This is a genomic window from Pseudomonas sp. PA1(2017) (assembly GCF_001945375.1).
Lineage (GTDB): Bacteria > Pseudomonadota > Gammaproteobacteria > Pseudomonadales > Pseudomonadaceae > Aquipseudomonas.
Map to the genome: position 1 here is coordinate 23,159 of NZ_MSXU01000007.1, position 10,312 is coordinate 33,470.

Below are 10,312 nucleotides of genomic sequence, written 5' to 3' on the forward strand. Positions count from 1 at the left end.
TTTTTTGGCGTTGAAATTCGTGCCTTACAGGGACGATAAAAACTCACCTCCGGCCTCCTGCCACTGCGCGAGGTCAACACGAATACGCTTTTTGTCCAGCTTGCCCACACTGGTCTTGGGAATTTCGGTAACAAGCGCGATCTGCGAGGGAATCGCCCACTTGTTGATGACGCCTTGCTCGACGAAAGGCGTGAGGTGCTCCTTGAGAATGCCTGCGTCCAATTGCTGGCCATCCTTCGCCACGACCAGGGCGAATGGGCGCTCGCCCCACTGCTGATCCGCCACGCCGACCACGGCCACTTCGCGCACCGCCGGCTGGCGACTGATGAGGTCTTCGAGCTCAAGCGAGGAAATCCACTCGCCTCCGGTCTTGATCACGTCCTTGATGCGGTCACGAATATCGATGGAGCCGCTATCGTCCAGGGTCGCCACGTCGCCGGTGTGTAGCCAGCCGTGGGCCCACAACTCCTGTCCCTTTTCCGGCTCGCGAAAGTAGCCCTGGGTCAGCCAGGGTGCGCGCAGTACCAACTCGCCCTGGGTCTCGCCATCCGCAGGCAGGCGATTGCCATGACCGTCCATGATCGCCGCCTCGGCCAAAGGCACTGGAACCCCTGCCTTGATGCGATAGGCAGTGCGCTGCTCCTCGCTTGCCGCGAGCACGTCTTCGTTGAGATAACCACAGGAAATCAGCGGGCAGGTCTCGGACATCCCGTACGCCGCCGTCAGTTGAATGCCTTTTGCCTTGGCGGCCTCGTACACCGCGCGATTGAGTGCGCTGCCGCCGATGATCACCTTCATGCCCTTGAAGTCATGGCCTTGCGCGCCAGGCGCGGCCAGCAGCATCTGCAAGATGGTCGGCACGCAATGGGAAAAGGTCACCTGTTCGCTCTTGATCAGCTTGCAGAGCATCTCCGGCTCGTAGCGTCCCGGATAGACCTGTTTGACGCCCAGCATCGTGGCGACGTAGGGCACGCCCCAGGCGTGTACGTGGAACATGGGGGTGATCGGCATGTACACGTCGCTATTGCCCATCAGGCGGATGCTGTCCAGGCTGCCGAGAGTGGTAGCCATGGACAGGGTGTGCAACACCAACTGCCGATGGGTGAAGTAGACGCCCTTGGGATTGCCGGTGGTACCGGTGGTGTAGAAGGTGGTTGCCACGGAGTTTTCGTCGAAGTCGGCGAATGCATAGCTCGGCTCGGCCGCCGCCAACAGGCTTTCATACTCGCCGACCGAACCGGGAAGCTCGGTATCAGCCGCGGCGTTGTCGGTCAGCAGCAGCGTGCCGGTCACCGTGGTGAGTTGCCCGGCGATGCCCTGATACAGCGCGGCGAAATCGCTGTTGACCAGCACGAAACGGTCTTCGGCGTGGTTCATGGTGTAGAGGATCTGCTCCGGTGACAGGCGGATGTTGATGGTGTGCAACACCGCCCCCAGCATCGGCACCGCGAACATGCATTCCAGGTAGCGGTGGCTGTCCCAATCCATCACCGCCACGGTATCACCCGCCTTCACGCCGGCTCGAGTGAGCACGTTGGCCAGTCGCGCCACCCGTTCGTTGAAGGTCGCGTAGCTGTAACGCAAGGAATCGCGGTAGACGATTTCGCGATTTTTCTCGTAGCGGCTGCCTGACAACAGCAGGCTCTTGATCAGCAGGGGGTATGGGTGGGCATTCGCGACGGGGGGGATGATGCGGGTCTGCAACATGGGCTCACCTGTTCTGGACTATTGTTGAAAGCGACGAAGATGAAGCTAAACCGGAGCGGAGATGGCAACTTGCCCAACAGTAGCCTGTGCCAGCGCTCACTCAATCAGTCAGAGGAACGATTGTGTTGCTCGCTATGACTAGCGGGCCGGTTTCGCCCCTTTACTGCAGATCAAGGTGGAAATATGTCGGATATCGTTATCGTCAGCGGCGCTCGCACGCCCATGGGTGGTTTTCAGGGTAGCCTGTCCTCGGTAAGCGCAACGGATCTTGGTGCGACGGCGATTGGCGCCGCCGTCGCTCGGGCAGGAATCGACGCTAGCGACGTGCAGGAAGTGATCATGGGCTGCGTCTTGCCCGCTGGCCTCAAGCAGGGCCCGGCACGCCAGGCCTCGCTCGCCGCCGGCCTGCCCAGCGCGACGGGTTGCACCACCATCAACAAGCTCTGCGGCTCGGGCATGAAGGCGGTGATGCTGGCCCACGACCTGATCAAGGCCGGCAGCGCCGAAGTGGTCATAGCTGGCGGGATGGAAAGCATGTCCAACGCCCCATACCTGCTGCCCAAGGCACGTGGCGGCTTGCGAATGGGCCACGGCGAAGTCAAGGATCACATGTTCTTCGATGGGCTGGAGGACGCTCGCACTGGCCGCTTGATGGGCTCGTTCGCCCAGGAAACCGCGGACCGCTACGGTATAACCCGCGAGGAGATGGACGCCTACGCCATCGAATCACTGCGTCGCGCGCAGCAGGCCATGCAATCGGGTGCACTGGCCGATGAGATCGTGCCCGTGAGCGTTGCGACGCGTAAGGGCGATCTCGAGGTGAACGAAGACGAGCAGCCGCTCAACGCCCGGATCGATCGCATCGCCGGCCTCAAGCCAGCCTTCAGCAAGGACGGCAGCATTACCGCGGCCAACGCCAGCTCGATTTCCGATGGCGCCAGCGCGCTGCTGCTGATGAGCGCCGAGCAAGCCCGTGCGCGAGGCCTGCAACCGCTGGCGCGCATCGTCGCCCACGCTACCCAGAGCCAGGATCCCAGCGAATTCACCATTGCACCCATCGGCGCCATCGGCAAGGTGCTGGACAAGGCCGGCTGGCAAAAGGACCAGGTCGATCTATTCGAGATCAACGAGGCCTTCGCCATGGTTACCATGCTGGCCATGCGCGAACACGACCTCGATCACGCCAAGGTGAATATCTACGGCGGCGCCTGCGCCCAAGGGCATCCGGTGGGCTCGACCGGCTCGCGCATCATCGTCACGCTGATCAATGCCTTGCGCCAGACTGGCGGCAAGCGCGGCATCGCCTCACTGTGCATCGGTGGCGGCGAGGCGACGGCAGTCGCGATTGAAGTGCTTTAGAGGCTGATCAGGGGCGCAATCGCGCCCCTTACTTCAGCTCGGTAAACGCCAGCTTGATCCCCAGGCCGACCAGCACCGCGCCCATCAGGCGGTCGAACCAATGGCCCATGCGCGCGAAGCCGTCACGCACGCGCTGCTGGCTGAACAGCATCGCCACCAGGCAGAACCACACTGCCGTGGCCACGGCCAGGTAGACACCGTAGCCGCCCTGCACCAGCAGCGGGGTGTGCGGGTTGATCACCACGGTGAACAGCGACAGGAAAAACAGCGTCGCCTTTGGGTTCAGGCCATTGGTCACGAAGCCTGTGACGAACGCTGCCCGCGGCGTTCGTACTGGTGCAGGCGCCTGTGATCGCGCCGCCTCGGGCGCCGCCGGCCTGGCACGCAGCGCCTTGAAACCGATGTACAGCAAGTAAGCGGCAGCCAGCCACTTCAAGGCATTGAACAGCATGATCGACTGCGAAACGATCAGCCCAATGCCTGCCAGCGAATACGCCACATGCAGAAAGATCGCGGTGCCCACACCCAGGGCGCAGAACACGCCGGTACGCCGGCCGTGCGCGACGCTCTCGCGCACCACGACGGCAAAATCCGGCCCCGGACTGGCCACGGCCAGGAGATGAATGAGGGCAACGGTAAGAAATTCCATCCAGTACACGGCGGCTCCAGGAGTTGGCTGATTGACCAGGGAGGCGGGTACCGGCACGCCCAACAGGAGCGGGCAGGCGGCAGAGCGCTTCTGATAGGCTGCACTTTACTTCCCGACAAGACTGCCAGAAAGGTACAGCTGATGAGTAAAACAGGCCGCGCGGTGTTTCTCGATTATCGCTCACTCGACCTGGGCGATCTGGACATGACGCCGCTGCGCGAACCCTTCGCCGAGCTGGTGCTGCATGGCCAGAGTACCCCGTCGCAGATCATCGAGCGCCTGCAAGGTGCCCGTGTGGCGATCAGCAACAAGGCCGTGATCGATGCGACCGTGTTGGCGGCCTGTCCCGACCTCGAGCTGGTGCTGGTCGCCGCTACCGGCACCAACAACGTCGATCTTGCCGCGGCCCGAGCCCATGACGTGACCGTATGCAATTGCCAGGGTTACGGCACGCCCTCGGTAGCCCAGCACACCCTCACGCTGCTGCTCGCCCTGGCCACCAGCCTGCAAGACTATCAACGCGATGTTCGCGCTGGCCGCTGGCAGCAGTCGCCCATGTTCTGCCTGCTCGACCACCCCATCGTCGAGCTCGAAGGCAAGACCCTTGGCCTGCTCGGCCACGGCGAGCTGGGCGGCGCGGTGGCCAGGCTGGCCGAAGCGTTCGGCATGCGCGTGCTCTACGGCCAACTGCCGGGGCGCCCGCCCCGCGCTGATCGACTGGCGCTGGACGAGCTGCTCACCCAGGTCGACGCCCTGACCCTGCATTGCCCGCTGACCGAACAGACCCGCAACCTGATCGGCGCCCGGGAGCTCGCGCTGCTCAAGCCGGGCGCCTTCGTGATCAACACGGCCCGCGGCGGGCTGATCGACGAACAAGCCCTGGCCGACGCCCTGCGCACGGGCAAGCTGGGCGGTGCCGCCACCGACGTGCTGACCCAGGAGCCGCCCAGAGAAGGCAATCCATTACTGGCCGACGACATTCCCCGCTTGATCATCACCCCCCACAGCGCCTGGGGCGCCCGCGAGGCGCGTCAGCGGATCGTCGGGCAATTGGCGGAAAACGCGGCGGGCTTTTTCGCCGGGCAAGCCAAACGCCAGGTCAACTGACCCTTTGGTGCGTCGGGCTTGCAGCTTGAGGCCCACGCCCCTACCCTTCGCGCTTTTGCCGGGGTAGATCTGATGGATCCGCGAAGTGAAGTGCTGCTGCGTCAGGCAGAGCTGTTCGGTGGCCCCGCCTTGCTCGCGGGTCTGCCGGCAGATGACCTGCTCGGGCAACTGCCACAGGCTGCGGGTTGGAGCTGGCATGCTGGCGATCAGAGTATGCTCGACGCGCGCTTCGCCGGGCGCAGCACCTTTGGCGTCTCGCCGCCGGCTGCCACGGTCGAGACGGCCGTGCTGTTCCTGCCCAAATCCCGTGAATTGACGGCTTACCTGCTCGACGCCCTCGCCGCCCGCCTGCCCGGCAAGCTGCTGTATCTGGTGGGCGAAAAGCGCGCTGGCGTCGAGCGTGCAGCCAAGCAGATGGCGGCCTACGGCACACCGCGCAAACTCGACAGCGCACGCCATTGCCAGCTGTGGCAGGTGCGCGTGGATCAGGCGCCAGCGGAACCTGATCTCACCTCATTGGCACAGCGCTACAGCTTGCCGCTCGCCGATGGCTCACTGGAAGTCGTCACCCTGCCCGGCGTGTTCAGCCACGGCCGGCTGGATGTCGGCAGCGCGCTGCTGCTCGAGCATCTGAATCAGCTACCAGACGGCCATCTGCTCGACTTCGGCTGCGGCGCCGGCGTGCTCGGGGCAGTGCTCAAACGTCGCTACCCAGACAGCCACGTCACCATGCTGGACGTCGATGCATTCGCCGTCGTCAGCAGTCGCCTGACCCTGGCCGCCAATGGCCTGCAGGCCGACGTCATCAGCGGCGACGGCATTGCCGCTGCGCCCGCGGAGCTGAGCGCCATTCTCAGCAACCCGCCGTTTCACCAAGGCGTGCACACTCATTACCAGGCCAGCGAAGACCTGCTACGCCAGGCTTCCCGGCACCTGCGCAAGGGCGGGCAGATTCGCCTGGTGGCCAACCGCTTCCTCAAGTACCCACCGCTGATCGAACAACATATCGGCATCTGCCACACCCTGGCCGATGCCGATGGCTTCCGCATTTACCAGGCCACCAGCCGCTAACGGAGCCTGCCTGCGGCACAGCGGCGCAGGCCTTGCCCAACAAGATCGGTTTGGGCAGAATGCGCGCGTCCTAGGGGAGTAGTCTCCCGCGAGCACCCGCTCGCCCGGCATGCATCAACATACTTGGTCGGCAGACCATGGTGCGTGCGACCCAAGATCCGCCCAGACGGATCTGCGCCGTTCGGCTCGAACGCCGCGCAGGGTTTGACAAGACCTATGACACGAACACCTTACCCGGGGCGGGAAGGCTGTACGTGTCATAGCCGTGTCTACCCGCCCCTTTAGGAAACCTGATGCTGGAATCTCTTTTCGTTCCCACCCTGATAGTCGCCCTCGCGGAAATCGGCGACAAGACGCAATTGCTCGCCCTGTTGCTGGCCGCTCGCTTTCGCAGGCCCTGGCCGATCATCTGGGGCATGGTGGTCGCCACGCTCGCCAACCACTTGGCCGCGGGTGCGGTGGGCAACTGGGTGGCAGGCCTGCTCTCGCCGGCACTTTTGAGCTGGATTCTGGCGGCGTCCTTCGTCGCCGTGGCGCTATGGACGTTGATCCCGGACAAGCTCGACGATGACGAAAGCTCCAGCCTCAAACGCTACGGGCCGTTCCTGACCACGCTGATCGCCTTTTTCCTGGCCGAGATGGGGGACAAGACCCAGGTGGCGACAGTGATGCTCGCCGCCCAGTACCCGCACTTCATCATGGTGGTGCTCGGCACCACGCTGGGCATGCTGATCGCCAACGTGCCGGTGGTGCTGGCCGGCAACTTCGCCGCCGACCGCCTGCCGCTCACCTTGATTCGCCGGCTCGCCGCCATCGCCTTCGCCGCGCTAGCGGTCTATGCGGCTTATCAGGCGATGCTGTTGAGTGGATTTCTGAACGGCTGATTGACTGAGGCAAGCCCAATGTCCGACCACGGCGTTGGTCTTGGAGCTGAGTCGCCACCGAGTAGATACGAGCTACTTGATGGCGACTTGTCACATCGCGATCAGCCTTTCTTGGCCTGCTGATAAAGCGGCATGACTTTCGGGATAGCGGCCTGCAGCGAGGTGATACGGCTCGACGAGGACGGGTGCGTGCTCATGAACTCCGGCGGTGCGCCCTCACTGGCCTTGGCCATTTTCTCCCACAGGCTGATCGCCGCATTGGGATTGAAGCCTGCGCGGGCCGACAGCTCGAGGCCGATCAGGTCGGCTTCGTTCTCGTTGCTGCGGCTGTTGGGCAGTGTCATGCCGTAGTTCACCGCGGCATCGGCCAGCGCCATCTTGTCCGGTGTCACGCCCAACAGCGCGGCAGCGCCCTGTTTGGCCAGGTTCACGCCATAGGCCTTGGACATCGCCTCACGGCCGTGCTCGCGCAGAGCGTGGGCGATCTCGTGGCCCATGACCGCGGCGATTTCATCGTCGGTGAGCTTCAGCTTCTCGATGATGCCGGTGTAGAAGATGATCTTGCCGCCTGGGCCGCAGTTGGCATTCAGCTCCGGGCTCTTGATCAGGTTGACCTCCCACTGCCATTGGGCCGCATCCGGGCGAAACAGCGGAGCCTGCTTGATCAGGCGGTCGGCGATACGCTGCAGGCGCTTGGCCTCAGCGCTGTTCTTGTCCAGCGCGCCCTGGCTCGAGGCTTCCTGCAGAGTCTGCTGGTAAGACTGGGCATACATCTGGTTGACCTCATCGGTCGACAATGCGCTGAACATGTATTGCTTGCGCTCGACGCCGACCGAGCCACCGCTGGTGGTGTTGACGGCTTGGCATCCTGCCAGCAGCAGAGCCGCAGTCAGCGTGGTAATGGACAACGACGGTTTCATGCTGGATCTCCCTGGTAACTGAGCAAGGTATGCTAGGGGCTGCCTGTATTTCAGCGCAAGCCAAAGGCTCAAGCAGGCGTCAGACACTCCGGCCCGTCGAGCTTCGGGTCATTGACCAGATTGCTCAATACTCGTTCGCGCAGCGCTGTGGGCTTGGCGACGAGCAGCGTCTGCAGCTCCTCGAGCGGTGTGTCGGCGGCCAGCCAGCGTTGCCGCTGCTCGGCGTCGAGAATCAAAGGGCGGCGTAGCGCCGCGGCCGCCTGGGTGATCATGGCGGTGCTCAGATAAACATGGCCCTCTACCGGATAGGCTTCCCAGACCGCCGCGAAGTACAGCAGCGAATCCTCGCCACTCACCCAGTACGGCCGTTTGCGCGCCGCGCCGCGCCACTCATAGAAGCCGTTGGCAGGAATGAGGCAACGGCGCAGGCGAAATGCGTCGCGAAACATCGGCTGTTCGGCGAGGGTTTCGGCGCGGGCGTGGGACGGCGTTTTCGACAGATCCTTCAGCCAGGGAGGAGTCAGGCCCCAGCGCGCCCGCGTCAGCGGCGGCTGCTCATGCTCGCTGCGCAGCACGAGCACCTGGGAGCCGGGAGCCAGATTCCAGTGCGGCAGCTGGTCAGCAGGAAAACCTGGCTGCGCCGCGAAGGCAGGCGTCCAGCGAAACAGCGCAAAGCGTCCACTCATGAAAGACTCATCGGGATGGGTGGGCGCACCCGCTGCTCAACACAGCAGCACGCCTTGAGGGGGATCCGGCTCGTCACCGGGTAGCGGTTGTGCGCCATTGTACTCGGCGATCAACCAGCGGGCGCGCTCGGCGTCGCCGTCTTCCACCAGCAGGCCGAGCAGCCCGCATGCCGGTAGCTCGCCCACTGCGCCGGCCAGGTGGGCACCTACCAGATGCGCCTGGATGCCCTCGCTGGCGAGCATGGCCTTGAGCAACTCGCCTTCCATCAGGTCCTGGGGCTCGTAGATGCGCTTCATCAATCATTCTCCCCGCGCACGTCCAGATGCCAGCTCTGCCCATCGGTTTCGAGTAGAAAGACGATGGGTCTGCAGCATACCGGGCAGTCCTCGATGTATTGCTGATCACCGGCCGACAAGTCCAGTACCGCCTCGACGGGCTCGCCGCAATAGGGGCACTGATAATCCTGGGTTTCCAACATGGGGCGCCTCCGTGTGACTTGCAGGGTATAATGGGCGGTCTATTGCTGCTCCCGGAGTTGCTTTCACGCTGTATTGGCGCGTGATCACGGCACAGGGCGCAGCGCATTCCACCTTTCAATCGCAGCGACAATCACAAGAGATCATGATGGGCGAATTCGACAGCATCCGACCCTATGCCGACGCGGAAATTCCAGCGGTTCTGGCGCGCCTGTTGGCCGACGATGCGTTTCTCGACATCCTTACCCAGTTTCGCTTTCCGCGCATGGCCGGCCCGTTCGGCTGGTTGCTCAAACCTCTTATAGCCCATCGACTGCGCTCGCAGTTCCGCCACATCGATTCGGTTCGCGCGTTGCAGGAGTCCATCGAGCCGTACATCGACCGCACCGTCGAGCATGCCACCGATGGCGTGACCTACTCGGGCGTGGAAACACTGAAGGCCGGCAGCCCATACCTGTTCCTGGCCAACCACCGCGATATCGTCATGGATCCGGCCTTCGTCAACTACGCTGTGTACCATGCTGGCCTGCAGACGCCGCGCATCGCCATTGGCGACAACCTGCTGCAGAAGCCCTTCGTCAGCGACCTGATGCGCCTGAACAAAAGCTTCATCGTGCATCGCTCGATCACCGGCCGCCGCGAAAAACTCGCCGCTTACCAGCTGCTTTCGGCTTACATCAGCCATTCGATCCGCCAGGATGGCGAGTCGATCTGGATCGCCCAGGCCGAAGGCCGGGCCAAAGACGGTGACGACCGCACCGATTCGGCGATCCTCAAGATGTTTCATATGAGCCGCAAGGACGAGCCGTTCGCCGATGTCATCGCCAGCCTCAAGCTGACCCCGGTGTCGATCAGCTACGAGTACGATCCCTGCGACCAGGCCAAGGCGCGCGAGCTGTATACACGCGCAACCACAGGCAGCTACACCAAGCAGCCGGGCGAGGATGACAAGAGCATCGGCCTGGGCATTACCGGCTACAAAGGCCGTGTCCACGTGCACTTCGGCGACCCGATCACCAGCGGCTTCGAGGACGCCAAACAACTGGCCGCGCTGACCGATGCGCAGATCCTTACCGGCTACCGCCTGTTCCCCGTGCACTACCTGGCGTATGCCATGTGGAGCGAGCGCGATCCGCAACTGGAAGTACCAGCAGTCGACACACTGTTCGACGCCGCCGAGCTGGCTGCCGCCAGGGAACAATGGCAGCAGCGCCTGAGCCGCTGCCCAAGCGAGCAGCAACCCTACCTGATACTTCAGTACGCGATGCCGGTGCGCAACCAATACCGCGTCAAGGCCGGGCTGCCACTCTGATCAACAGACAAGAAAAAGCCCCGACGTGTCGTAATGCTGTTCACTTAAGCGGAGCAGCCTTACGATCCACTGGATATCGGGTTTTGGAAATCTTCACCGTCCTGGGTCTTCCCGGCCTTGGACGGTGATCCAGAAACATT

Annotated in this window: 11 protein-coding genes and 1 riboswitch; of the genes, 5 read left to right on the forward strand and 6 right to left on the reverse strand. The window is 63.3% G+C overall.

Going from position 1 to position 10,312, the window contains the following annotated elements; translation table 11 throughout:
- Positions 1-24: 24 nt before the first annotated feature.
- Positions 25-1,707, reverse strand: a complete 1,683-nt coding sequence (locus BVH01_RS07050) for a fatty acid--CoA ligase (RefSeq protein WP_075929660.1) — start codon at positions 1,705-1,707, stop codon at positions 25-27.
- A 183-nt stretch (positions 1,708-1,890) separates the two neighbouring features.
- Between BVH01_RS07050 and BVH01_RS07055 the strand changes: the two genes are divergently transcribed.
- Positions 1,891-3,066: an acetyl-CoA C-acyltransferase gene (locus BVH01_RS07055; RefSeq protein ID WP_075929661.1), complete on the forward strand. Its 1,176-nt coding sequence runs from the start codon at positions 1,891-1,893 to the stop codon at positions 3,064-3,066.
- 28 nt (positions 3,067-3,094) lie between these two features.
- On the opposite strand, the gene BVH01_RS07060 is transcribed toward BVH01_RS07055, so the two are convergent.
- Positions 3,095-3,724: a LysE family transporter gene (locus tag BVH01_RS07060; protein ID WP_075929662.1), complete on the reverse strand. Its 630-nt coding sequence runs from the start codon at positions 3,722-3,724 to the stop codon at positions 3,095-3,097.
- A gap of 132 nt (positions 3,725-3,856) precedes the next feature.
- Between BVH01_RS07060 and BVH01_RS07065 the strand changes: the two genes are divergently transcribed.
- From BVH01_RS07065 to BVH01_RS07075, 3 genes are all read left to right on the forward strand, one after another.
- Positions 3,857-4,822, forward strand: coding sequence for a 2-hydroxyacid dehydrogenase (locus BVH01_RS07065; RefSeq protein ID WP_075929663.1), 966 nt, complete (start codon positions 3,857-3,859; stop codon positions 4,820-4,822).
- A 72-nt stretch (positions 4,823-4,894) separates the two neighbouring features.
- Positions 4,895-5,893: a class I SAM-dependent methyltransferase gene (locus BVH01_RS07070; protein WP_075929664.1), complete on the forward strand. Its 999-nt coding sequence runs from the start codon at positions 4,895-4,897 to the stop codon at positions 5,891-5,893.
- Positions 5,894-5,951: 58 nt separating this feature from the next.
- Positions 5,952-6,098, forward strand: a riboswitch (yybP-ykoY riboswitch).
- A 91-nt stretch (positions 6,099-6,189) separates the two neighbouring features.
- On the forward strand, positions 6,190-6,777 hold the full coding sequence (locus BVH01_RS07075) for a TMEM165/GDT1 family protein (protein ID WP_168175670.1): 588 nt from the start codon (positions 6,190-6,192) through the stop codon (positions 6,775-6,777).
- Between the two features lie 101 nt (positions 6,778-6,878).
- On the opposite strand, the gene BVH01_RS07080 is transcribed toward BVH01_RS07075, so the two are convergent.
- The 4 genes from BVH01_RS07080 to BVH01_RS07095 form a co-directional block, all read right to left on the reverse strand.
- Positions 6,879-7,697 carry a M48 family metallopeptidase gene (locus tag BVH01_RS07080; RefSeq protein ID WP_075929666.1) on the reverse strand — a complete coding sequence of 273 codons (819 nt, stop codon included), beginning with the start codon at positions 7,695-7,697 and terminating at the stop codon, positions 6,879-6,881.
- A 68-nt stretch (positions 7,698-7,765) separates the two neighbouring features.
- On the reverse strand, positions 7,766-8,383 hold the full coding sequence (locus tag BVH01_RS07085) for an SOS response-associated peptidase (protein ID WP_075929667.1): 618 nt from the start codon (positions 8,381-8,383) through the stop codon (positions 7,766-7,768).
- Between the two features lie 36 nt (positions 8,384-8,419).
- Complete coding sequence (locus tag BVH01_RS07090) at positions 8,420-8,680, reverse strand: DUF2007 domain-containing protein (RefSeq protein ID WP_075929668.1); 261 nt, start codon at positions 8,678-8,680, stop codon at positions 8,420-8,422.
- Entirely contained in the window at positions 8,680-8,862 is a 183-nt protein-coding gene (locus BVH01_RS07095; protein ID WP_075929669.1) for a CPXCG motif-containing cysteine-rich protein, read from the reverse strand. Before BVH01_RS07095 ends, BVH01_RS07090 begins: the two co-directional genes overlap by 1 nt.
- Before the next feature lie 146 nt (positions 8,863-9,008).
- On the opposite strand from BVH01_RS07095, the gene BVH01_RS07100 reads away from it, so the two are divergent.
- Positions 9,009-10,172 carry a 1-acyl-sn-glycerol-3-phosphate acyltransferase gene (locus BVH01_RS07100; protein WP_075929670.1) on the forward strand — a complete coding sequence of 388 codons (1,164 nt, stop codon included), beginning with the start codon at positions 9,009-9,011 and terminating at the stop codon, positions 10,170-10,172.
- Positions 10,173-10,312: the final 140 nt, after the last annotated feature.

What these genes read in the sequence shown, in the direction of transcription:
- BVH01_RS07050 (WP_075929660.1), bottom strand. Translation starts at nt 1,707, where the DNA reads ATGTTGCAGACCCGCATCATCCCCCCCGTCGCGAATGCCCACCCATAC.
- BVH01_RS07055 (WP_075929661.1), top strand. Translation starts at nt 1,891, where the DNA reads ATGTCGGATATCGTTATCGTCAGCGGCGCTCGCACGCCCATGGGTGGT.
- BVH01_RS07065 (WP_075929663.1), top strand. Translation starts at nt 3,857, where the DNA reads ATGAGTAAAACAGGCCGCGCGGTGTTTCTCGATTATCGCTCACTCGAC.
- BVH01_RS07070 (WP_075929664.1), top strand. Translation starts at nt 4,895, where the DNA reads ATGGATCCGCGAAGTGAAGTGCTGCTGCGTCAGGCAGAGCTGTTCGGT.
- BVH01_RS07080 (WP_075929666.1), bottom strand. Translation starts at nt 7,697, where the DNA reads ATGAAACCGTCGTTGTCCATTACCACGCTGACTGCGGCTCTGCTGCTG.
- BVH01_RS07085 (WP_075929667.1), bottom strand. Translation starts at nt 8,383, where the DNA reads ATGAGTGGACGCTTTGCGCTGTTTCGCTGGACGCCTGCCTTCGCGGCG.
- BVH01_RS07090 (WP_075929668.1), bottom strand. Translation starts at nt 8,680, where the DNA reads ATGAAGCGCATCTACGAGCCCCAGGACCTGATGGAAGGCGAGTTGCTC.
- BVH01_RS07095 (WP_075929669.1), bottom strand. Translation starts at nt 8,862, where the DNA reads ATGTTGGAAACCCAGGATTATCAGTGCCCCTATTGCGGCGAGCCCGTC.
- BVH01_RS07100 (WP_075929670.1), top strand. Translation starts at nt 9,009, where the DNA reads ATGGGCGAATTCGACAGCATCCGACCCTATGCCGACGCGGAAATTCCA.